This is a genomic window from Stenotrophomonas sp. C3(2023), assembly GCF_032911385.1.
Taxonomy (GTDB): Bacteria; Pseudomonadota; Gammaproteobacteria; order Xanthomonadales; family Xanthomonadaceae; genus Stenotrophomonas.
This window is the reverse complement of the sequence record NZ_JAWJLO010000001.1, coordinates 813270-835601: the sequence shown is the minus strand read 5'-3', so window position 1 is coordinate 835601 and position 22332 is coordinate 813270. Positions and strand designations below refer to the sequence as shown.

The 22332-nt window shown below is 67.4% G+C and carries 17 protein-coding genes and 1 pseudogene; 6 read left to right on the top strand and 12 right to left on the bottom strand.

Annotated features, from left to right (window positions below; genetic code table 11):
* Positions 1–68: 68 nt before the first annotated feature.
* Together pgeF and rluD are read right to left on the bottom strand one after the other, a co-directional pair.
* On the bottom strand, positions 69–869 hold the full coding sequence (pgeF, locus tag RZA67_RS03575) for a peptidoglycan editing factor PgeF (protein WP_317211212.1): 801 nt from the start codon (positions 867–869) through the stop codon (positions 69–71).
* Entirely contained in the window at positions 866–1855 is a 990-nt protein-coding gene (gene rluD, locus RZA67_RS03570; RefSeq protein ID WP_317211211.1) for a 23S rRNA pseudouridine(1911/1915/1917) synthase RluD, read from the bottom strand. The genes pgeF and rluD overlap by 4 nt, the downstream gene beginning before the upstream one ends.
* Before the next feature lie 115 nt (positions 1856–1970).
* Here rluD and RZA67_RS03565 point away from each other — a divergent pair, with 115 nt between their 5' ends.
* Positions 1971–2861 carry an outer membrane protein assembly factor BamD gene (locus RZA67_RS03565; RefSeq protein WP_317211210.1) on the top strand — a complete coding sequence of 297 codons (891 nt, stop codon included), beginning with the start codon at positions 1971–1973 and terminating at the stop codon, positions 2859–2861.
* Between the two features lie 181 nt (positions 2862–3042).
* Here the strand turns inward: RZA67_RS03565 and RZA67_RS03560 are convergent, their stop codons facing one another.
* The 3 genes from RZA67_RS03560 to sucC all read right to left on the bottom strand — a co-directional run bounded on the left by RZA67_RS03560 (position 3043) and on the right by sucC (position 7018).
* The gene (locus RZA67_RS03560; protein WP_317211209.1) at positions 3043–4677 is read right to left on the bottom strand and encodes an NAD+ synthase; all 1635 of its coding nucleotides are present in this window, start codon (positions 4675–4677) and stop codon (positions 3043–3045) included.
* A gap of 274 nt (positions 4678–4951) precedes the next feature.
* Entirely contained in the window at positions 4952–5827 is an 876-nt protein-coding gene (gene sucD / locus RZA67_RS03555) for a succinate--CoA ligase subunit alpha (protein WP_116863571.1), read from the bottom strand.
* Positions 5828–5848: 21 nt separating this feature from the next.
* Positions 5849–7018: an ADP-forming succinate--CoA ligase subunit beta gene (gene sucC / locus RZA67_RS03550; RefSeq protein WP_317211208.1), complete on the bottom strand. Its 1170-nt coding sequence runs from the start codon at positions 7016–7018 to the stop codon at positions 5849–5851.
* A 307-nt stretch (positions 7019–7325) separates the two neighbouring features.
* Between sucC and RZA67_RS03545 the strand changes: the two genes are divergently transcribed.
* The 3 genes and pseudogenes from RZA67_RS03545 to RZA67_RS03535 form a co-directional block, all read left to right on the top strand.
* Complete coding sequence (locus RZA67_RS03545) at positions 7326–8942, top strand: ATP-binding protein (protein WP_317213797.1); 1617 nt, start codon at positions 7326–7328, stop codon at positions 8940–8942.
* A gap of 69 nt (positions 8943–9011) precedes the next feature.
* On the top strand, positions 9012–10391 hold the full coding sequence (locus RZA67_RS03540; RefSeq protein WP_317211207.1) for a sigma-54 dependent transcriptional regulator: 1380 nt from the start codon (positions 9012–9014) through the stop codon (positions 10389–10391).
* A 76-nt stretch (positions 10392–10467) separates the two neighbouring features.
* Positions 10468–10866: pseudogene (locus RZA67_RS03535) on the top strand (LysR family transcriptional regulator); the annotation flags it as partial.
* A 439-nt stretch (positions 10867–11305) separates the two neighbouring features.
* Here the strand turns inward: RZA67_RS03535 and RZA67_RS03530 are convergent.
* From RZA67_RS03530 to RZA67_RS03515, 4 genes are all read right to left on the bottom strand, one after another.
* Positions 11306–11755, bottom strand: a complete 450-nt coding sequence (locus RZA67_RS03530; protein ID WP_317211206.1) for a transposase — start codon at positions 11753–11755, stop codon at positions 11306–11308.
* Positions 11756–12035: 280 nt separating this feature from the next.
* Positions 12036–12986, bottom strand: coding sequence for an aspartate carbamoyltransferase catalytic subunit (locus RZA67_RS03525; protein ID WP_317211205.1), 951 nt, complete (start codon positions 12984–12986; stop codon positions 12036–12038).
* A gap of 18 nt (positions 12987–13004) precedes the next feature.
* Entirely contained in the window at positions 13005–13472 is a 468-nt protein-coding gene (gene ruvX / locus RZA67_RS03520; protein WP_317211204.1) for a Holliday junction resolvase RuvX, read from the bottom strand.
* Positions 13465–14031: a YqgE/AlgH family protein gene (locus tag RZA67_RS03515; protein ID WP_317211202.1), complete on the bottom strand. Its 567-nt coding sequence runs from the start codon at positions 14029–14031 to the stop codon at positions 13465–13467. The genes ruvX and RZA67_RS03515 overlap by 8 nt, the downstream gene beginning before the upstream one ends.
* Before the next feature lie 99 nt (positions 14032–14130).
* On the opposite strand from RZA67_RS03515, the gene RZA67_RS03510 reads away from it, so the two are divergent.
* Positions 14131–15927: a DUF4153 domain-containing protein gene (locus RZA67_RS03510; protein ID WP_317211201.1), complete on the top strand. Its 1797-nt coding sequence runs from the start codon at positions 14131–14133 to the stop codon at positions 15925–15927.
* Positions 15924–16439: a DNA-3-methyladenine glycosylase I gene (locus RZA67_RS03505; protein ID WP_317211200.1), complete on the top strand. Its 516-nt coding sequence runs from the start codon at positions 15924–15926 to the stop codon at positions 16437–16439. The genes RZA67_RS03510 and RZA67_RS03505 overlap by 4 nt, the downstream gene beginning before the upstream one ends.
* A 55-nt stretch (positions 16440–16494) precedes the next feature.
* On the opposite strand, the gene RZA67_RS03500 is transcribed toward RZA67_RS03505, so the two are convergent.
* The 3 genes from RZA67_RS03500 to RZA67_RS03490 form a co-directional block, all read right to left on the bottom strand.
* Complete coding sequence (locus tag RZA67_RS03500) at positions 16495–17202, bottom strand: YitT family protein (RefSeq protein ID WP_317211199.1); 708 nt, start codon at positions 17200–17202, stop codon at positions 16495–16497.
* Between the two features lie 145 nt (positions 17203–17347).
* Positions 17348–19072: a type IV-A pilus assembly ATPase PilB gene (pilB, locus tag RZA67_RS03495; RefSeq protein ID WP_317211198.1), complete on the bottom strand. Its 1725-nt coding sequence runs from the start codon at positions 19070–19072 to the stop codon at positions 17348–17350.
* Between the two features lie 10 nt (positions 19073–19082).
* The gene (locus RZA67_RS03490) at positions 19083–22166 is read right to left on the bottom strand and encodes a fused MFS/spermidine synthase (protein WP_317211196.1); all 3084 of its coding nucleotides are present in this window, start codon (positions 22164–22166) and stop codon (positions 19083–19085) included.
* Positions 22167–22332 lie beyond the last annotated feature (166 nt).

Genomic DNA, 22332 nt, shown 5'->3' with positions numbered 1-22332 from the left:
GAAGCGGCGTGGCCTGCAGGCCGGGCGCAGCCTCATGGAAAAGCAGCCGACCGTGGGGTCGGCTACGGTCATACGCGGCCAACGTCTCCGGCAGCCAGCCATACAAGCGTTGCCATTCGCCCGGTCCGCCGATCGCGGCGGTACGAGAACAGGTCCGGGTCAGCAATCGTGGAATGGCTGCCGCCGTAGATGCTGTCCGCTGCCAGGCCTGCCGCCTGCAGTCGCTGGCGCGCCAGTTCGTAGAGGTCCACCTTCCAGTGCCCCGGCCGGATGGCGCTGAAGGCCGCTTCGGCAGCGCGGTCACGGCCGACGAACGCCTCATGGACCTCAGTGCCGACCTCGTACTCGGCCGGTCCTGCAGCCGGGCCCAGCCAGGCACGCAGACGGGCAGGCACGGTCTGCATCGCGGCCACCGTCGCCTCCAGCACCCCGTCGGCCAGACCCCGCCAACCTGCGTGGGCGGCGCCGATACCGCTGCCATCATCGGTTGCCAGCACCACCGGCAGGCAATCGGCGGTGAGAATGGCCAGCACGACACCCGGCACGGTCGTCACCGCTGCATCGGCCACCGGCTCCTCGCCTCCTGGTGGTGGCGGCGCCTCGGCCCGGTAGACCGCCGTGCCGTGCACCTGCCGCAGCCAATGCGGCGTCGAAGGCAGCGCCAGGCCCTGCTGCAGCAGTGCACGGTTGCGCTCCACCGTAGCCGGGTCATCACCGTCCGCAGCCGTGCGGTTGCCCAGATTGAACTGGTCGAACGGCGGCTGCGATGCCCCGGCGCCGAAGCGCCGGGTGGTCAGCGCCTGCACGCCCGGCGCCGCAGGCCAGTCGGCCCACAGCAGCGGCAGCGCGCTGGCCCCCGACGCGCTCACCAGCGGTCCCGGTTGCGTTCGGCGAAGGCCTCGCTGTCCTCGCGCAGCACCTTCAGCAGGTGCTGCATGTCGGCCGGCACCGGCGCGCTGTTGCGCACCTGCACGCCGGTGACCGGGTGCACGAACTCCAGCGTTTCGGCGTGCAGCGCCTGGCGCTTGAAGCCGCGCAGGGCGGTAACCAGTTCCTCGCTCGCCCCCTTGGGCAGCTTCAGCGCACCGCCGTACAAGGGATCACCGATGATCGGGTGACGCAGATGGGCCATGTGCACGCGGATCTGGTGAGTACGCCCAGTCTCCAGACGGCATTCCAGCGCGGTGTGCGCACGGAAGCGCTCACGCAGCCGGTAGTGGGTGACCGCCTCCTTGCCGTCCTCGCGCACGCCCATTTTCAGGCGGTCGCGCGGATGCCGGTCGATCGGCGCATCCGCGGTACCGCCCGCGACCAGCGCGCCCATCACCACGGCCAGGTACTGGCGGTGCACATCACGCGCGGCCAGCTGCTCGACCAGCGCGGTCTGCGCTTCCAGCGTGCGCGCCACCACCATCACACCGCTGGTGTCCTTGTCCAGGCGGTGCACGATGCCCGCCCGCGGCAGCACCGCCACCGAGGGATCGCGGTACAGCAGCGCATTGACCAGCGTGCCGCTGTGATTACCGGCACCGGGATGAACCACCAGGCCCACCGGCTTGTTGATGACCAGCAGGTGCTCGTCCTCGTACAGCACGTCCAGCGGGATGTCTTCCGGCTCGGCGGTGGTCTGGGTTTCCAGAACGGCATGCAGACTTACCTGCTCGCCGCCGCGGACCGGGTCGCGCGGACGGGCCTGCGCACCGTCCAGCAGTACGTCACCGGACTTGATCCATTCGGTCAGCCGGGAGCGGGAGTACTCGGGGAACAGCTCGGCGACCACCGCATCGAAGCGGCGGCCGGCGGCGGTATCGGGAATGGTGGCCTGGCGGGCCTGGTCAACTGGGGAATCGGACATGGTCGGGGCTGCAGAAGGACGAAATTTGGACTCCAGTCGACCGGTTTCAGTCGCTGGACAGGACACTAGGCTATCATCGACCCTTCGTATTCCAGCCGCGTCCCGCCTCGACCTCATGATCCGACGCTCTTTCCTGCACTCCGCGCCCGCCCGCCTGACCGCCCTGCTGCTGGTCCTGCTCTTTGCCGCCACTGGCTGCAACCGGGCGACCAAGGGGGATTCCCCCGACGAAGGCACCCCGGTCGAGACGCTCTACGAGAAGAGCCACACGCTGATGGAGAGCGGCAACTGGAGCGGCGCCGAAGCCAGCTTCCGCCGCCTGGTGGCCCAGTATCCGTATGGTCCGTACACCGAACAGGCGATGATCGAGACCGCCTACGCCCAGTACAAGGCCGGCAAGCACGATGACGCGGTGTCGAGCATCGACCGCTTCATCCGCACCTACCCGACCCATCGCAACGTGGCGTACATGTACTACCTGCGCGGCCTGGCCAACAGCAACCGCAATACGGTTTTCCTTCGTCGCGTATGGTCCTTGGACCCGAGCCGCCGTGATCTGTCGACCCCGCGACAGGCCTATGCCGACTTCAACACGGTCATCGACCGCTACCCGAACAGCCGCTATGCCGCTGACGCGCGCCAGCGCATGACCGAGCTGCGTGACGTTTTTGCCCAACATGAGCTGGACAACGCGCTGTATTACCTGCGTCGTGATGCGTGGGTGTCGGCGGTGGGCCGCGCCAACTACCTGATGGAAACCTACCCGCAGAGTGCCTACCAGTACGACGCGGTGGCAGTGCTGGCCGAGGCCTACACCCATCTGGGCAACAAGCAGCTGGCCGACGATGCCCGCCGCGTGCTGGAGCTGAACGCGCCGCAGCACCCGTGGCTGCGCAACGACTGGCCGAAGTACCCGTGGATGGTCCGCAAGCTGAATCCGTTCGCCGGCGAGAAGTCCGCCAGCACCGGCCAGCGCAACGCCACCATGGAACGCCGCAGCAAGTAAGCCGCCACCCGGCGCACAAAAAAGGCCCCGCAAGGGGCCTTCTTGTTACGCCGGCGCAGCCCGCCCCGGTGACCCGCTCTGCCCGTGCTGCCCTGACGCAGCGCGGCACAGCGCTGCCGCCAATGGTCGATACCCAGGCGGCCGTCAGCGGGTGGCAGGGCGCAGGCCCTGCCATCATCCCCTAGCCCTGATATCCATTGGTGATCGGATAACGGCGCTCCCGCCCGAATGCCCGCCGCGAGACCTTCGGCCCCGGCGCTGCCTGATGCCGCTTCCACTCACTGATGCGCACCAGCCGCAGCACCCGATCCACCACCTCGGGAGCATACCCGGCCGACACGATCTCCGCCCGCGACTGCTCCTGGTCGACAAAGCGGTACAGGATGCCGTCCAGCACATCGTAGGCCGGCAGCGAATCCTGATCGGTCTGGTTGTCGCGCAGCTCCGCCGACGGCGGACGGCTGATCACCGCCGGCGGGATCACCGGCGCCCCACCGACCGTGTTGCGCCACTTGGCCAGGCCGAACACCTCGGTTTTGTACAGGTCCTTCAGCGGCGCGTAGCCGCCGCACATATCACCATAGATGGTGGCGTAACCGACCGCATACTCGCTCTTGTTGCCGGTGGTCAGCAGCAGCCCCCCGAACTTGTTGGCCAGCGCCATCAGGATCACACCGCGACTGCGCGACTGCAGGTTCTCCTCGGTGATATCGGCCTCGGCACCCTCGAACATCGGGCCCAGTGCCTCCATCAACCCATTGAACACCGGCTCGATGGACACTGCCTCGAGTTTCACTCCCAGCGCCTGGCACTGCTCAGCGGCCAGATCATTGGACAAACCGGCCGTGTAGCGCGACGGCAGACGCACGGCGGTCACGTTCTCCGCACCGAGCGCATCAACGGCCATCGCCAGCACCAGAGCCGAATCAATGCCGCCGGACAGGCCCAGCCAGACCTTGCTGAAGCCGTTCTTGCGGCAGTAATCGCTGATGCCACGGGTCACCGCGCGCCACGCCAGCGCGTCCATGCTTTCATCGCCGTCGTCCATCCAGACGTGCGGCAGGAAGCTGCGCGTGTCGCCGTCGTAGTCGACCACCAGCCACTGCTCGGCAAACGCGGCCGCCGCCGGGTGCACGGTGCCGTTCCCATCGGCAACGACCGAGGCACCGTCAAACACCAGTGCGTCCTGGCCGCCCACGACGTTGAGGTAGGCGATCGCCGCACCGGTATCGCGGGTGCGTTCGGCCAGCACGGCATCACGCTGCGCGTGCTTGCCGCGTTCGTATGGCGAGGCATTGGGCACCACCACCAGCTGCGCGCCTTGACGCACCGTGTCGGCCATCGGCTCGGCAAACCACAGGTCTTCGCAGATCAGCACACCCACCGGTATGCCGTTGAGCTCGAACACACAGCTCGGGCCGTCGGGATCGATGTCGAAGTAGCGGCGCTCGTCGAACACCGCATAGTTGGGCAGTTCGCGCTTGCGGTAGGTCTGCTCGATGCGGCCCGCACGCAGCACGCTGGCCGCGTTGTACACCACCGGACCGGACGCCTGCGGCCAGCCGACCACGGCGGTAATACCAGTACAGGCCGCCGCGATGCGCTGCATCGCCAGCTCGCAATCACGCAGGAAACCTGGCCGCAGCAGCAGATCCTCGGGCGGATAGCCACTGACCGCCAGCTCGGGGAACAGCACCAGATCAGCGCCATGCGCATCGCGCGCGTCGGCGATCATGGCGATGATGCGGTCGGTGTTACGGGCCACGGCACCGACCGGGAAGTCGAACTGTGCCATCGCGATGCGGATCGAAGCCATGGAGCATCCAGCCTGTGGGAACAATGCCCACATTCTAGGCCTGCCCGGGCAAGCGGCCTACACCCCGGATGCATCCGCAGCGGCCGGTCGTGGCGCCGGGCTGTGCCTGTCATGTTTCGGGGTCGGCGGGCCAGCGCCCCGCCCGTGAACCAGGCAAAAAAAATCCGACGCCAGCGCACTGGCATCGGATTTCTGTTCGGCTCATCTGCACGGTATGACGCCCGGTGGCGCCCTTTCCCTGCACGGTGGTGCCGGCCAGAGGCCGGCTGCCGTCTTACTTGACCAGCTTGGCAATCGCCGCGCCGAGGTCGCCCGGCGAACGCACGGTGACCACGCCCGCTGCTTCCATCGCGGCGAACTTGCCTTCCGCAGTGCCCTTGCCGCCCGATGCGATCGCACCGGCATGGCCCATGCGCTTGCCCGCCGGGGCCGACGCGCCGGCAATGAAGCCGACAACCGGCTTCTTGACGTGGTTCTTGATGTACTCGGCGCCGGCTTCTTCAGCGTCGCCGCCGATTTCACCGACCATGATGATGCCTTCGGTCTGCGGGTCTTCGTTGAACAGCTTCAGGCAGTCGACGAAGTTCAGGCCGTTGATCGGGTCACCACCGATGCCGATGCAGGTGGACTGGCCCAGACCCACTTCGGTGGTCTGCTTGACCGCTTCATAGGTCAGCGTGCCCGAACGCGAGACGATGCCGATCTTGCCCGGCTTGTGGATGTGGCCCGGCATGATGCCGATCTTGCACTCGCCCGGGGTGATCACGCCGGGGCAGTTCGGCCCGATCAGCACGGTGTCCGGATGGGCACGGGTCAGCACGTTCTTGACGCGCAGCATGTCCAGCACCGGAATGCCTTCGGTGATGCACACGATGACCTTGATGCCGGCCGCAGCCGCTTCCAGGATCGCATCAGCCGCGTACGGCGGCGGCACGTAGATGACCGAGGCGTTGGCGCCGGTGCTCTGCACGGCATCGGCCACGGTGTTGAACACCGGCAGGTCGATGTGGGTGGTGCCGCCCTTGCCCGGGGTCACGCCGCCGACGACCTGGGTGCCGTACTCGATCATCTGGGTGGCGTGGAAGGTGCCCTGCTGGCCGGTGAAGCCCTGCACGATCACCTTGGTGTTCTTGTTGATCAAAACTGACATTGGATTTCCTTCGGTGTCGGATCAGGCGGCGTTCTTGACAGCTTCAACGACTTTCTTGGCGCCGTCGTTGATGTTGTCAGCCGGGATGATCGCCATGCCGCTGTCACGCAGCAGCTGCTTTCCTTCTTCCACGTTGGTGCCTTCCAGGCGCACCACGACCGGAACCTTGACGCCCACTTCCTTCACCGCGGCGATGATGCCCTCGGCGATCATGTCGCAGCGGACGATGCCGCCGAAGATGTTGACGAAGATGCCTTCGACCTTGTCCGAGGACAGGATGAGCTTGAAGGCTTCGATCACGCGCTGCTTGTTGGCACCACCGCCCACGTCCAGGAAGTTCGCCGGCTCGCCGCCGTTGAGCTTGATGACGTCCATGGTGGCCATGGCCAGACCGGCGCCGTTGACCATGCAGCCGATGTTGCCGTCCATGGTGACGTAGTTGATGTCCAGCTCCGAAGCGGTCACTTCGGTTTCGTCTTCCTGGCTCTTGTCGCGCATGGCGACCAGGGCCTTCTGGCGGAAGGCGGCGTTGTCGTCGCTGTCGAACTTGCCGTCCAGCGCGTACAGGTTGCCGTCGTCCAGGATCGCCAGCGGGTTGATCTCAACCAGCGCCAGGTCCTTTTCGTTGAAGATGCGGTACAGGTTCACCATGATGCTGGCGAACTGGCCGGCCTGCTTGGCGGTCAGGCCCAGCTTGAAGCCGAAATCGCGGCCGTGGTAGCCCTGCACGCCCTCGACGAAGTCCACGTGCAGCGTGTGGATCTTGTCCGGGGTTTCGGCGGCGACCTGCTCGATCTCCATGCCGCCTTCGGAAGAAGCGATGTAGGTGATGGTCTTGGTGCCACGATCAACCAGCACCGACAGGTACAGTTCCTTGACGATCTCACCGGCAGTGGTCACCAGCACCAGGTTGATCGGCAGTTCGACGCCAGCGGTCTGGTAGGTGGCCATCCTGGTGCCGAGCATCTTGGCCGCAGCGGCCTTGACGTCGTCGGTGGTCTTGCAGAACTTCACGCCGCCCGCTTTGCCGCGACCGCCCGCGTGGATCTGCGCCTTGACCATCCAGGGGCCCTGGCCGAGGGCCTGGGCAACTTCAACTGCTTCTTCCGGGGTCGCTGCGACCTTGCCGGCCGGGACCGGGATGCCGTATTCGGCAAGCAGCTGCTTTGACTGGTATTCGTGGAAATTCATGCGTCACCGTGGGTTAGGAACGACCGCACGCATCTCCAGGGCTCCCGCACGGCGGGCGCCGGCACGGACCGCGGCGGGCCCACTATTGTGGCTGACGCGACGCCGGGGCGCAAAGAAGTCTGTACGAAAGCTGGCCAGGCGGCGCTTTCCAATGTGAATTCAGTCAGTTGCGGCCATCGGCTGAAAACGCTTCCGGCGTGCCGCCGCTGCACGCCGCGCGACCGTGCCTATACTGGCTGCGATCCGGTACCGCCAGGGGGAGGCGGCGCCGGCCCTGCAGACCGTCAGCCAGAAGGGGAGTTCCGGCGTGGCACCCAGCGCTTCATTGATCGACCGCATCGAGTCCATTCCGCGGCGCGAACTGTATTTTTTCGCCCTGTACCGCCTGCTGATCGCCTCGGTGATCAGCGGTCTGGTGTTCAGTCCCTTGGCCCCGCTGGTCGGGCAGCCGCACCACCCTGCGCTGGCGGCGATCGTCGCCTCCAGCTACCTGCTGCTGTCGGTGGCGATGCTGGTGCTGGGCCGCAGTGAGCGCTGGCTGCAGCCGATCGTGCTGTGCGGCGTGGGGCTGGACATCGTGGCCGCGTCCCTTCTGTCGCATGCCCTGCCCGGTGCCAGCGCCGGCATCTCGATGTCGCTGCTGTTCAACATCGCAGCGGCCGCCACCCTGCTGCCGCTGCCGTTGGGGCTGGGGCTGGCGCTGGCGGCCAGCGCCGCCACGGCGGCGGAATATGTGTGGCGGGTGGTCGAAGGCGGTGCGCCCAGCCGCACCCTGGCCGAGCTGGCAATGTTCACCACCAGCTACCTGGCACTGGCATTCATCAGTTTCCAGGTGGCCAACCGGGCGCGGCGCAACCAGCAGCTGGCCAACCAGCGGGGTGACGAGGTCGCCAATCTTTTCCAGATCAACGAGCTGATCATCCGGCGCATGCGCACCGGCGTGCTGGTGGTCGATGGGCAAAGCCGCATCCATCTGGCCAACGAAGCCGCCTCCAGCCTGCTGGGCGACAACGACGGCCACGGTGGAACCGGGCGCATGGATCTGGGCAGTGCCTCGCCCGAACTGGTGCGCCGCCTGCAGCGCTGGCGCAATGGCTGGCAGCAGGACGAGTCGCCGCTGCAGCTCTGCCCCGACCAGCCCGAGGTGCAGCCCCGCTTCGCCCGCCTGCTGGCCGGCAGCAACCTGACCCTGGTGTTCCTGGACGACGCCACGGTGGTCTCGCGCCGCGCCGAATCGCTGACGCTTTCGGCAATGGGGCGCTTTTCGGCCAGCCTGGCCCACGAGATCCGCAACCCGCTGGCGGCGATCAATTACGCCGTGCAGCTGCTGGAGGAGGAAGCGCAGAACTTCAATGAAAGCGACCGCCGTCTGCTGCAGATCATCCGTCAGCAATGCCAGCGCACCAACGGCATCGTCGAGAGCGTGCTTGGACTGGCGCGGCGCGAGCGGGCCAACCCGGAAAACGTCGACGTGGTGGCTGCCGTGCGCCGCTTCGTGCTGGAGTACAAGCAGGGCCTCTCACTGGAAACCGACAGTGTGGAGTCGATCATCAGCGAGACCTCGGTGGCCGCCCAGATCGATCCGCGCCATCTGCACCAGATACTCACCGCACTGGTGCACAACGCACTCAAGTACGGCCGCATCGGCGAGCAGCCGGCGCGCGTTCGGCTGCGGGTGGCGCGTCAGGACCGCAATGCGGTGATCGATGTGATGGACCGCGGCCCGGGCATCCCCGAGGCGGTAGCGGCGCAGCTGTTCCGCCCGTTCTTCACCACCTCCGAGCACGGCACCGGCCTGGGTCTGTACATCGCCCGCGAGCTGTGCCGGGCCAACCAGGCACGGCTGGAATACATCGCGGTACCCACCGGCGGCGCCTGCTTCCGGCTGGTGCTGCCCGTGCCGCACACCCTGCTGCCCAGCTGAGCGCAGCATCGTGCGCGCGGCGCGTCAAACAATTGTCGCCATCGCCCCACCTCGGCTATCTTCCCTAATATGAATGAAAACCGTAGTGCCCTCGTCGTCGATGACGAGCGCGACATCCGCGAACTGCTGGTGCTGACCCTGGGCAGGATGGGACTGCGCATCAATACCGCAGCCAACCTGGCCGAAGCCCGCGAACTGCTCGCCAGCAATCCGTATGACCTGTGCATCACCGATATGCGCCTGCCCGACGGCAACGGCATCGAGCTGGTCAGCGAGATCGCGCAGCAGTACCCACGTACGCCGGTGGCGATGATCACTGCCTTCGGCAGCATGGACCTGGCGGTGGAGGCACTGAAGGCCGGCGCCTTCGACTTTGTCAGCAAGCCGGTGGACATCGCCGTGCTGCGCGGGCTGGTCAAGCACGCGCTGGAGCTCAACAACGCCGAACGGCCGCGGCCGCAGGCGGCACCTGAGCACGCCAGCCGTCTGCTCGGTGGGTCCGGTGCCATGCAGGGCCTGCGCGCAACGCTGGCCAAGGTGGCGCGCAGCCAGGCGCCGGTCTACATCCTCGGCGAGTCCGGGGTTGGCAAGGAGCTGGTTGCCCGCACCATCCACGAGCAGGGGGCACGCGCGGCCGGGCCGTTCATTCCGGTCAACTGCGGTGCCATTCCCTCCGAGCTGATGGAAAGCGAGTTCTTCGGGCACCGCAAGGGCAGTTTCAGCGGCGCCCATGCCGATGCGCCCGGTCTGTTCCAGGCTGCCCATGGCGGCACGCTGTTCCTGGATGAAGTGGCCGAGCTGCCGCTGCAGATGCAGGTCAAGCTGCTGCGCGCGATCCAGGAGAAATCGGTGCGCGCGGTCGGCGCCGCCAACGAAGTCCCGGTGGACGTACGCATTCTGTCGGCCACTCACAAGGACCTGGGCCTGCTGGTCGAGGAAGGCCGGTTCCGCCACGACCTCTATTACCGCATCAACGTGATCGAGCTGCGCGTTCCGCCGCTGCGCGAGCGCCGCGAGGACCTGCCCGAACTTGCCGCTTCAGTGCTGGCACGGCTGGCCCGCAACCATGGCCGCCCTGCGCCGCTGCTGGCGCCTTCCGCGCTGGAAGCGCTGGGTGGTTACGCCTTCCCCGGCAACGTGCGTGAACTGGAGAACATTCTGGAGCGCGCCCTGGCCCTGGCCGAGGATGACAGCATCGGGGCGGCCGACCTGCGCCTGCCACAGCCGGGCCAGCGCGCCTGGGCCAGTGCAGCGGGCGCGCCGGTCGAGGCGGTGCACGACCTGCCGACCGGCAACGCGGCCCTGCCCTCGTACATCGAGCAGATGGAGCGCACCGCGATCCAGCGCGCGCTCGAAGAGAACCGCTGGAACAAGACGCGCACGGCGGCGCAGCTGGGCATTACCTTCCGTGCCCTGCGCTACAAGCTCAAGAAGCTCGGCATGGAGTAAGCTGCCGGGCGCCGCGCCGCCGTAGGCTGCAGCCGTGCAGCAGGCGGCGTCGCCCTTGTTTCCGACTGGAGCCGCCATGCCCCGCGAACTCAACGACCTGCAGGCCTTCATGCAGGTGGCCCGGCACGGCAGCTTTACCCGCGCTGCCGCCCAGTTGGGCGTCTCCCAATCGGCGCTCAGCCACAGCATGCGTGCACTGGAAGAACGCCTGGGCGTACGCCTGCTGACCCGCACCACGCGCAGCGTATCCACCACCGAGGCCGGGCAGCACCTGCTGCAGAGCGTCGGCCCGAAGCTGGACGAGATCGAGCAGGAACTGGCCGTGCTGGCCGGCTACCGCGAGCGCCCGGCCGGTACCATCCGCATCAACGCGACCGGCCATGCGGCCCGCTATCTGGCATGGCCACGGCTGGCACCGCTGCTGCTGCAGTACCCGGAACTGAACATCGAGCTGACCGCCGATTATGGTCTGGCCGACGGTCCTCGATGCCCTGCGCCTGACGTAGAGCCGACCCGATGGTCGGCTCACCGCGCGCAGCGCGGCAAGGATTCCCGCGATCTGTCCGTAGAGCAGCCGACCGTGGGGTCGGCTCTACATCTCACCGCGCCTGACGTAGAGCCGACCCGATGGTCGGCTGACCGTTGGTCGTCACGCCTTTGCTGTTGCCCTCGGTAGGTGACGACCGTTGGTCGTCACGCCTTTGCTGTTGCCCTCGGTAGGTGACGACCGTTGGTCGTCACGCCTTTGCTGTTGCCCTCGGTAGGTACGACCGTTGGTCGTCACGCCTCTGCCCCTGCCCTCGGTAGGTGACGACCGTTGGTCGTCACGCCTTTGCTCGTGCCGAGCCAGAAACAAAAGCGGAGCCACGGCGTGACGACCAACGGTCGTCACCTACCAGACGCAAACGCAGGAACTACAGCGCCCATCTGCACCACGCATGCGGATACTCCCCCACCCGCTCGCTCAATCCTTTCCGTATCGGATTGGCGACGATGTACCGGGCATGCCGAAGCAGTGATTCATCCGAGCGGATCGCATGATCGTGGTAGGCCGGTCCCCACAGCCCGGCAGGATGCCCGCCCTGCCTGCCAACCCTGAACGCGGTGGCGGACTTGAAGCGCTGGGCAACGAAGCCCAGCGTCTTGTGCTGAAGCTCGAACAGCCAGTGCACGTGATCGGGCATGATCACCCAGGCAGCGCTGCACGTGACGGCCTGCTCGTCCGATTGCGCCAACGCCATGCGCACAGCACTGACGGCCTGCGGGTTGTCGAAAGCACGGTGACGCTCACGGCAGACGAAGGTCAGGATGTAATGCTGGCCGATGATCGAGCGGCGGCCCAGACGGAGATCATGTCGGCTCATGGTCCCAGCTTCCCCGGCAGCCGGCGCCGCTGCCAGCGGAAAAGCGCGGGATTGAGGGGAATTTGCCCGCACACTGGCGTGGTTCTGTTCTGACGAGCAAGGCACCCGGTCCGCTCGGCTTGGGTAGGTGACGACCGTTGGTCGTCACGCCTTTGTTCGTGCCGAGCCAGAAGCGAAAGCGGAGCCAGAGCGTGACGACCAACGGTCGTCACCTACCAGGGGCCGGTGCGAAAGCGGAGCCAGAGCGTGACGACCAATGGTCGTCACCTACCGGCGCTGTTCAGCCCAGCAGCGTTTCCAGCACGGCCATGCGGACGGCAACGCCGTTGGCCACCTGGCGCAGCACCCACGATTGGGGGCCGTCAGCCACCTCGTCGGTTACTTCCACGCCGCGGTTGATCGGGCCGGGATGCAGCACGGCGGCATCCTTGCCGGCGCGGGTCAGGCGCTCGGCAGTGAGACCGTACTGGGCGTGGTACTGCTCCAGCGAGGGCACCAGGCCTTCTTCCATGCGCTCACGCTGCAGACGCAGCATCATCAGCGCATCGGCGCCTTCCAGCATCGCATCGAAATCATCGCCCACCACGCAGCCCTTGAGCGTCTCGTCGTCGGGCAGCAGGCTCTGCGGGCCGCATACGCGGATCTCGCCCACGCCCAGCGTGCGCAGCGCATGCAGGTCGGTGCGGGCCACGCGCGAATGCTTCACGTCGCCGACGATGACGACTTTGAGTCTGGAAAAATCCGGGCCCTTGGCCTGGCGCAGGGTCAGCATGTCCAGCAGACCTTGGGTGGGGTGCGAGCTGCGACCGTCGCCGGCGTTGATCAGCGCAGTGCCCTCGCCTGCCGCTGCGGCCAGCGCCGCCACTGCGTGATCATCCGGGTGACGCACCACGAAGCCGCGCACGCCCATCGCTTCGAGATTCTTCAGCGTGTCGCAGGCCGTTTCGCCCTTGCGGGTGGACGAGGTGGAGGCATCGAAGTTCAGCACGTCCGCGCCGAGCCGCTGCGCGGCCAGCTGGAACGAGCTGCGGGTACGCGTGGACGGTTCGAAAAACAACGTGCACACGGCAGAACCGGCCAGCACCTGCCGCTTGTTGCCGACCCGGCCCACGGCCGCATCGCGGATCTGCCCGGCACGGTCGAGCAGCTGCACCAGGTTCTGGCGGGGCAGGCCTTCGAGGGTCAACAGGTGGCGCAGGCGGCCGGAGGCATCAAGTTGCTGGACGGTCATGGGCAGGAGGTCGTGCAGTCAAGGAATGGGGGTGGCGTCGTCCGGCGAAGCAAACCAGCGCTCGACGATGACCGCTGCGGCCACCGCGTCCAGCGTGGCCGCGTCGCGGCGCCGCTTGCGCCCTTCGGCGCGTTCTACCGCAAACCGGCGTGCAGCCTCGACCGAGCTGGAACGCTCGTCGATCATCACCACCGGCAGCTTGAAGCGTTCCCGCAGCTGGCGGGCAAAGCCCTGCGCGCGCTTGCGGTTGGGCTGGTCCTGGCCATCCAGCGTGAGCGGGTCGCCAACCACCAGACCGTCGGGCTGCCATTCCTTGATCAGCCGCTGCACCGCGGCCCAGTCCGGGCCGTCGCCGCGCACGTCCACCACGGCCACGGCACGCGCATGCAGACCAAACGCACTGCCGATCGCCACACCGATGCGCCGTGAGCCGACATCAAAGCCGAGCACGGTGCCATCGCGGCGCGGCGTGGTCGGCTCAGACATGGCCGGCGTAGTCGGTCAGCCGGAACAGGTCCACCCCGATGCGCGCGGCGGCACCCTGCCAGCGCTGCTCCAGCGGCGTATCAAACAGCAGACCGGCATCGGCCGGCACGGTCAGCCAGCTGTTCTCGGCGATCTCGGTTTCCAGCTGCCCGGCATTCCAGCCAGCACAACCCAGCGTCACCAGCGCGTTGGCCGGGCCGTCGCCACGGGCCATCGCTTCGAGAATGTCGCGCGAGGTGGTCAGATACAGACCGGCGCCAAGGGCCAGGCTGGAGTCCCAGCTGCGGGCGTCGTCATGGATCACGAAGCCACGCTCGGGATGCACCGGGCCGCCGTTGAGCACAACGCGGGCGCGCAGCTCCAGGTCGTCGGTGCCGATCTCCATCTGCGCCAGCACCTCGCCCAGCGTGTACTCCGACGCCTGGTTGACCAGCACGCCCATCGCACCGTTCTCGTCGTGCTGGCAGATCAGCGAGACGCTGCGGGCGAAAGTATCGTCGGTCAACGACGGCAGCGCGACCAGCAGGTGGTGGGCAAGGGAGGTGGAAGTCTCGGACATGCCATCATTCTACCCGCTGTACCCGCAACGCGGGCGTGAGCCGATCAGCTAGGATGAGCCACCCGGTTTCCGCTACGTGATCGCCAGGAAGGCTGCCCCATGCAGATGCAAGACACGCCACTTTCCGCTCCGGTGCGCAGCACCATCGTCCTGCTGGCCCTGCTGCAGGGCCTGCTGATGTACGCCGCGCTGGAACTCGCCGCCGACTGGAACATCGCCGTGCGCTACGGCTGGTATGCCTGGGTACTGGCCATTCCCAGCGCCATCGCGCTGACCCTGTTCGACCTGACCGACCGCCGCCTGTGGGGGCATGCGGCCGTGGGCTCGTTGCTGGTGCTGGCCCCTGCCGTCTGGGTGGCCTGGAACCTGCAGGGCGAAAGCGGCCTGTCTACCGGCGGTCTGCAGGCGCCGCTGTCGATCTGCATCGGCATCGCGGTGTTCATCATGCTGCCGTGGTGGCAGTTCCGCCTGCAGCACGGTCACTGGCGGGCGGACTACGGCAGCCTGTTCGAGCGCGCCTGGCAGAACGGCCTCACGCTGGTACTGGCCGCAGCGTTCACCGGCATCACCTGGATGCTGCTGTGGCTGCTGGCCGGCCTGTTCTCGATGGTGCAGGTGAAGCTGTTCGCCGACCTGTTCGCTACGCGCGGCTTCATCGCCCTGGCCACCGGCTGCCTGGTGGGCTTTGGTGTGCTGCTCGGGCGCACCCAGCACCGCGCCATCCAGGTCACCCGCCAGGTGCTGTTCGCGCTGTGCCGCGGACTGCTGCCGCTGCTCTCGCTGATCGTGCTGCTGTTCGTGCTGGCCCTGCCCTTCACCGGGCTGGAGCCGCTGTGGGCCACGCGCTCGGCGGCCAGCCTGCTGCTGGTGGTGGTGCTGCTGCTGGTGAGCTTCGTCAATGCGGTGTACCAGCATGACGATGCGCGCCCGCCTTACCCGCAATGGCTGCGCTGGGCGGTGCAGGCCAGCCTGGTTGCGCTGCCGGTGTATGCCGCGCTCGCACTGGTCGCCATGAGCCTGCGTATCGGCCAGTACGGCTGGACACTGGGTCGCTTCTGGGGCTTCACCGTGGCGGTGATCGCCGCCGGCTACGCGCTGGGCTATGCGCTGGCCGCGCTGCGCCGGCAGGGCCGTTGGCTGGCGGCGCTGGAACCGGTCAACCGCATCATGTGCTGGGTGGTGCTGGGCGCGGCGCTGCTGACCAACCTGCCCGGCCTGGACCCGTCCCGCATCGCCACCGCCAGCCAGGTCGAGCGCCTGCGCAAGGCACCGGCCGAGATGACCGCAAGCGACGTGCGCACGCTGCGCTTCGACCTGGGCCGCGCCGGCGTGGCCGGTCTGCGCACGCTGCACGACGACCCGGTCATCGCCGCCGACCTGCGCGCCGCCAGCATGGTCAAGCAGGCCCTGGCCAGCAAGGAGCGGTATGCGCCGTATGCCAGCATCGATGAGGGCGCCCGCGATCTGGACGGAGTGAAAGCGGCGATCATGCTGGCCAAGAACCGGCCCGCTCCCGCCGATGACTGGTGGCAGGCCCTGCTGGACCGTAGCCTGGATGCGGGTTCCTGCCTGGACGGCGACAGCGACTGCGTCGCCCTGCGCGCTGACCTCGACGGCGATGGCCAGGACGAGGTGCTGCTGTGCACGGCCGGCGAGTACATGGGCGCCTACTGCCGGCTGCACGTGCGCGACGCTGACGGCTGGAAGCAGGCCGGCATGGTCAATTTCAGCGGCAACAGCACCGAAGAGAACCGCCGCGCGGTGCGCGCGGTGCGCAATGGCGAGCTGACCCTGAGCCGCCCGCGCTGGCCTGCCATGACCTCCGGCGGTGTGGATGCCCGGATCGACGAAGACCGTGAGTACCTGCGCGGCAGGACCGGGGAGGCGGGAAAATGAGCGGTTACTGCCTGATCGCACCGGGCCATCCGGTGCATGCGCACTACCACGATCACGAGTACGGTTTCCCGCAGCGTGGCGAGCGCGAGCTGTTCGAGCGCCTGCTGCTGGAGATCAACCAGGCGGGCCTGAGCTGGGAACTGATGCTGAAAAAGCGCGAGGGCTTCCGCCGCGCCTACGCGGGTTTCGATGTGGACGCGGTGGCGGCGTTCGGCCAGGACGACGTCGAGCGCCTGCTGGCCGACCCGGCCATCGTGCGCAACCGGCTGAAGGTGAACGCCGCCATCCACAATGCGCAGGTCATCCAGCAGCTGCGGGCCAGCCACGGCAGCTTCGCGCAGTGGCTGGACGCGCACCACCCGCGCGAAAAGGCCGAGTGGGTCAAGCTGTTCAAGAAGACATTCCGCTTCACCGGCGGCGAAATCACCGGCGAGTTTCTGATGAGCCTGGGTTACCTGCCCGGCGCGCACAGCCCCGACTGCCCGGTATACGCAAGGCTGCAAGCCAGGTAGAGCGGGGCTCTGCCCCGCTGCTCTGCTCTGCCCCGCCGCTCTGCCCAGCCGGCAGTCAAACGCCCATGTAACGGCCGGGGCGGTGATTGAACATCAGCACCAGGCTGAGCACCACCGCGCCGATCGCCGAATACAGCACCTGCGTCGGGGTGATGACGAAGAACGCCGCGCACATCAGCAGGGCGTCGTAGCTCATCTGTACCTTGCCCGCGCTCCAGCCACGTGTGCGCTGCAGGTAGACCGCCAGAATGCCGATGCCGCCCAGGCTGGCGCGATGACGGATGAAAAACAGAATGCCCAAGCCGGCCATCGCACCGCCCACCAGTGCCGAATACAGCGGCGACATGTGCGCGAAATCCGCCCAGCGCGGCAGCAGGTCCACCAGCAGACCACAGGCGGTCACGGCCGCGAAGGTCTTGAGCGTGAACTCCCAGCCCATGCGCCGCACCGCCACGTAATAGAACGGCAGGTTGACCAGCACGAAGACCACGCCGAAGTTCCAGCCCATCGCGTAATGGGCAAGGAAGGCCAGCCCGGCCATACCACCGACCATCAGCCCGCCCTTGGCAAAAATCGCCAGGCCCAGGGAGGCCACCAATGTGGCCAGCACCATGCCCTGCACGTCTTCGGCCATTGAATGGCGCAGCGCGGCGGCATCCTGCGCGGTGCCTGCGCTGTCGGGCGGCGGGGTCAGCGGACCAGCGGTGACGAGATGGCCGTCAGCGTCGTCGCACGGCACGGGGCCATGGGATTGCAGGGACATGGGTGGGGGACCAGCAGTGGGGACCGGTATTAGACACGATCAGGGGTATGGTTGCATGTGAAATCGATTCAACAATGGCAATCTGCCCCGTAAAGCCGACCGTAGGGTCGGCCCTACCACGGCGGCAGCCTGGCATTACGCGGCATCAATCCTTGGTGACGCGGTTGATCTCGGCCAGGCTGGTGATGCCGTTGGACGCCTTGAGCAGGGCCGACTGGCGCAGATCGTTCACACCGGCGGCCTGCGCTGCTTCGGCAATCTGCAGCGCATTGCCGCCGGCCAGCACGATGCTGGCGATCTCGTCGGACATCGGCATCACCTGGTACAGGCCGGTACGTCCCTTGTAGCCCTCGGTGCAATCGTCGCAGCCCACCGCCTCGTAGAGGTCGATGCCCTTGTCGATCTGCGCCTGGGTGAAGCCCTCGGCCAGCAGCGCATGCCCGGGCAGCTCGGTGCGGCGCTTGCAGCGCCCGCACAGCCGCCGCGCCAGGCGCTGGGCGATGACCAGGGTCACCGAGCTGGTGATGTTGTACGGGGCGATGCCCATGTTCATCAGGCGCGCGATGGTCTGCGGCGCATCGTTGGTATGCAGGGTGGACAGCACCATGTGGCCGGTCTGCGCCGCCTTGATGGCGATCTCGGCCGTCTCCAGGTCGCGGATTTCGCCGACCATGATGATGTCCGGGTCCTGGCGCAGAAACGAGCGCAGCGCTGCGGCGAAGGTCATGCCGCGCTTGTTGTTCTGCTGCACCTGGTTGACCCCGGGCAGGCGGATTTCCACCGGGTCTTCGGCGGTGGAGATATTGCGCGTTTCATCGTTGAGGATGCCCAGCGCGGTATACAGCGAGACGGTCTTGCCCGAACCGGTCGGCCCGGTGACCAGCACCATGCCGTAGGGCTTGTGGATCGCATCCAGGAACAGCTTCTGCTGCTCCGGCTCGTAGCCGAGTTTGTCGATGCCCAGCTTGGCCGCACTGCCATCGAGGATACGCAGCACCACCTTTTCGCCGAACAGCGTCGGCAACGTGCTTACGCGGAAGTCGATCTGCTTGCTCTTGGACAGGTTGAGCTTGATGCGTCCGTCCTGCGGCACGCGTTTTTCAGCGATGTCCAGCTGCGCCATCACCTTCAGGCGCGCGGCAATGCGCTGGTTCAACTTCACCGGCGCACGCGCCACCATCTTCAGCAGGCCGTCGATGCGCAGGCGCACCCGGTAGTCGTCTTCGTAGGGCTCGAAGTGGATGTCCGAGGCACCTTTGCGGATCGCATCGACCAGCACCTTGTTGACGAACTTCACCACCGGGGTGTCATCACCCTTGGCGTCGATGCCGGTATCGCTGCTGCCATCCTCGTCACCGGCGGCCACGTCCAGGTTGGCCATGCCATCGTCATCACCGCCGAGCGCATCACCCAGGGTGTCCTGGTTGGACAGCCACTGGTCCAGCGTACGGCGGATCTGGTCATCGTCCACCAGGATGGGCTCGACCACCAGGTTGGTGTGGAACTTGATCTCATCCAGCGCGTGGGTGGGGTTGCTGGTACCCAGGAACAGACGGCCACCGCGTTTGAACAGTGGCAGCACATGATGCTTGCGCAGCAGTTCCTCGCTGACCAGGCTGATCGCACTCTGGCTGGCATCGAACACCGAGACGTCAAACAGCGGCATGCCGAACTCCAGCGCATTGGCCGCCGCCAGCTGCGCGGCACTGACCACCTTGTGCTTGGCAAACCACTGCGGCAGCGGCAGGCGGGCTTCGCTGGCGCGTGCCATGGCATCGCGCGCGGCGGCCTCGTCCAGCGCGCCATCCTGCACCAGGCGGCGGGCGATTCCGGTAATTCCAACCAGGTTGGCAGTGCTGACGGCGTTCATGTGCGTTCTCTCAGTTCTTTGTGCCTGCCGCCGCTTCCGCGGTGGCGCTCCCCGTTGCACCCAGCGCCGCCATGTAGGTCAGCAAACGCAGGCGCCCACTTGCTCTGGCATCCATGCCCAATGCATCCCAGTGCGTGTCGGCCAGCGCACGCGCCGTGGCGGTGTCCCCGGCCGCCAGCGCCGCGTGCTGCAGGGCGCCGAACACATAATAGCCGGAGCGCGCATCGGCCAGCAGCCCGGGGCCATCGGCACCGGCCAGCAGCCGCTGTCCATGCGCCAGCACCCGCGCCGCGTCGTCTTCGGCGGCGGCCGAGACCAGTCCCAGCGCATCGCGCACGGTCGGGTGCGTCGGTGGGCAGGCCAGCCACGCCGGCGCCGACCATAGCGCCGCACGCTGTTCGGGCGGCAGGAAGGGCACGGTTTCGGCAGCCAGGGCGAAGACCAGCCCGGCACTCTCCAGCGGTGTGGTGTCCAGCTCGCACTGCTGGCCCAGGCTGCGCAGGGCATCGGCCAAGGCCGCATCACCGCCTGCGCCCGGCAGCGCACTGCCGTCCTGCAGCCGCTGCAGCAGCTGCTGCGCCTGCACGCGGCGGTCCAGCACCTGCAGCGAAAGCTGGCTGCCCTGCCCGGCCGGCGGCAACCGGGGCTCAGGCCCGCCCCAGCTGCGTACCAGCGGCCAGGGCGCGGTCATCATCGACTCGATATCGCTGACAAAGGCCTGCTCGAAGCGCGCCACCGGCGATTTCAAGGTCAGCACCGGGCGGAAATCGGAGTGGCGCGGCGAGGGATACAGCGGCACGTACGCGCGCAGCGCGGCATCGCCCATCGCCAGGGTGTCCTGCAGGTCGGCCAGGCTGTGCACGCCCACCCGGGCCAGTTCGTGGCGCAGCTCAGCACCTTCGAACAAAGCACCGTTGAGCGGCGGCAGCGGGCCCCTGGGGCTGGCCACGATGATCAGATCGGCATCGTTGGCCAGGTAGGCGCGTGCGTCGACGAAGTGCGTCAGCAGGCCGTCCAGTACCGAGGTCACCAGCTCCGGGGTGATCTCATACAGCTGCAGCCATTGCACGAACACGCCCCCTTCGTTGAGCCGCGAAGGCAGGAACGCGTAGAACTCATCACTGAACAGACTGCCGGTGCCGCCCACCCACGGATTGGAGGGCTCGGACACGATGACATCGTAACGCTGCGCGCTGGCGGCAAAGTGCGCCTTGGCATCGTCGATGACGATGCGCGAACGCGGGTCGTGGAAGGCGCGCTCCACGCGCTCGCCGAACAAGCGCGCGCCGCGCACCATCATCGGCTCGATTTCCACGGTTTCCACCTGCTTCACCCGCGCATCGCCCAGCAGCGTGTGGGTGGTCAGGCCCGAGCCGAAGCCGATGACCCCCACCCGCTGCGGTGCCGGATGCGCGGCCAGCGGCAGGGCACCGAGCAGTACCATGGTCGATTCATCGCCGCTGGGCAGCTGGTCCAGCGTGGCGGTCAGCCCGGCGTCGACCTTGCCGTTGGTGGCGATGGAGCGTACCGGCCCGGCGCCCCGGTCACTCTCGAACACCGACACGGTGGCGGTCTGGCCATCGCGGAAGAACAGCATCTTCGCGTCCTCATGCAGCCGCGCGCCGCCATGGCGGTACACCGAGGAACTCAGTACCAACGGGTCGAACCGCACCCACCCCACCGCAGTGACCACGCCCACCACGCACAGGCTGGCGGCCGCGACCATCGCCGGAACACCCCGGCGCGGGGGCAACACGTTGCGCGTGGCAGCCGCCGCAGGATCCGGCTGGGGCCACAGCAGCCACAGGCCCAGCCCGAGGTCGACCACCGCCGCCAACAGCAACGCATGTTTGAGACCCAGCAGCGGCATCAGCACATGCACCGCCGCCAGCACACCCACGATGGCCCCGACCGTGTTGAACGCATAAACCTGGCCGATGGCGCGCTCACCGCGCCCTTGCCGCAGCAAGGCCAGCGTCAACAGCGGCAGCGTCATGCCGGCAAAGAAAGCGGCCGGGAACATCACCGCCACCGCGATGGCCGCACTGGCCACCGAGTACAGCCCGTAGCCATCGGCACTGCGCACGATGACCGACATCAGCCAGCCCACCCATTCAAACGCCTGCGCGTAAACGAACATCGAGGCCAGCGCTGCAAGCCCCATCAGCACCTGCACCCAGCCCGCCACGCGCAGCGGATGCACCATGCGGTCGGCGCGGTGGCGCAGCCACAAACCACCAAAGGCGATGCCCGCGATGAAGGCGGCCAGCATCAGCTCGAACGAATGCAAGGTGGTGCCCAGCGCCAGCGACAGCATGCGCACCCAGGTGATCTCGTAGACGAACGAGGTGGCACCGGTGAGCAGGGCAATGCACAGGATGGCCAGCACGCCGTGGCTGGCCGGGCCCGCTGCGGGCGCGGCCGCCACCGGCGCGGCCATGGGCGCAAGCACCGGCAGCGGTCGCTCAGCGCGCGCCACCGGCAGCACCAGCACGGCGACAGCGATGTTGAGCGCACCAGCCACCATCACCGTGCCGGGCAGACCGACGGCCGGCAGCAGCAGATAGGTGGAGGCCAGCGCCCCCACGGCCGCACCGATGCTGTTGGCGAAGTACAGGCCCGCCAGCACCTGCCCCTGCGCCGTGGGAGCCACGCGCAGGTAGCCGGCGCTCATCAGCGGGAACGTCGCGCCGAGCAGCACGCACTGCGGCAGCACCAGCGCTGCCGCCGCCAGCCAGCGCAGCCCGATGCCAGCAGTGCCGGACAGCAAGGGCAGGCCATGGCCATACACCCAGCCGACCACCGCCTGGTAGAGCCCATCGAAGGCCAGCCCCAGCAGACCGATGACCAGCTCGATGACCGCATAGGCCAGCAGCGGCCAGCGCAGCGCAGCGCTGCGCCGGCTGGCCCACCACGCCCCCACTGCCATCCCGCCCATGAAGAGCATCAGCACCAGCGACTGCGCATGCGCCGAATGGCCGAGAAACACGCCCAGGTACTGGCTCCAGATGGACTGGTACACCAATCCCGCAAAACCGGAGAGGACGAAGGTACACAGCAGCCAGCTGCCGATGAACGAAGGCGTTCGAGTCAACGCGGTCGATTCCCTGCACACGCCCACGCGGGCCGAACCCCCATCCTAACCGCTGCCAGCAGCCCGGCACGACCACCGCAATCCGACCCGCGCAACGCGCGGCCGCGCACCGCGCCCCGACCGGTAGAGCCGACCCTACGGTCGGCTCCCCGCGCGAAGCGCGGCA

Bases quoted from the DNA above. Each gene is read 5' to 3' on its own strand.
- rluD (WP_317211211.1), bottom strand. From the start codon at position 1,855: ATGTCCGATTCCCCAGTTGACCAGGCCCGCCAGGCCACCATTCCCGAT.
- RZA67_RS03500 (WP_317211199.1), bottom strand. From the start codon at position 17,202: ATGTCCCTGCAATCCCATGGCCCCGTGCCGTGCGACGACGCTGACGGC.
- pilB (WP_317211198.1), bottom strand. From the start codon at position 19,072: ATGAACGCCGTCAGCACTGCCAACCTGGTTGGAATTACCGGAATCGCC.
- ruvX (WP_317211204.1), bottom strand. From the start codon at position 13,472: ATGTCTGAGCCGACCACGCCGCGCCGCGATGGCACCGTGCTCGGCTTT.
- sucD (WP_116863571.1), bottom strand. From the start codon at position 5,827: ATGTCAGTTTTGATCAACAAGAACACCAAGGTGATCGTGCAGGGCTTC.
- RZA67_RS03510 (WP_317211201.1), top strand. From the start codon at position 14,131: ATGCAGATGCAAGACACGCCACTTTCCGCTCCGGTGCGCAGCACCATC.
- RZA67_RS03560 (WP_317211209.1), bottom strand. From the start codon at position 4,677: ATGGCTTCGATCCGCATCGCGATGGCACAGTTCGACTTCCCGGTCGGT.
- RZA67_RS03540 (WP_317211207.1), top strand. From the start codon at position 9,012: ATGAATGAAAACCGTAGTGCCCTCGTCGTCGATGACGAGCGCGACATC.
- RZA67_RS03505 (WP_317211200.1), top strand. From the start codon at position 15,924: ATGAGCGGTTACTGCCTGATCGCACCGGGCCATCCGGTGCATGCGCAC.
- RZA67_RS03530 (WP_317211206.1), bottom strand. From the start codon at position 11,755: ATGAGCCGACATGATCTCCGTCTGGGCCGCCGCTCGATCATCGGCCAG.
- sucC (WP_317211208.1), bottom strand. From the start codon at position 7,018: ATGAATTTCCACGAATACCAGTCAAAGCAGCTGCTTGCCGAATACGGC.
- RZA67_RS03525 (WP_317211205.1), bottom strand. From the start codon at position 12,986: ATGACCGTCCAGCAACTTGATGCCTCCGGCCGCCTGCGCCACCTGTTG.
- RZA67_RS03515 (WP_317211202.1), bottom strand. From the start codon at position 14,031: ATGTCCGAGACTTCCACCTCCCTTGCCCACCACCTGCTGGTCGCGCTG.
- RZA67_RS03565 (WP_317211210.1), top strand. From the start codon at position 1,971: ATGATCCGACGCTCTTTCCTGCACTCCGCGCCCGCCCGCCTGACCGCC.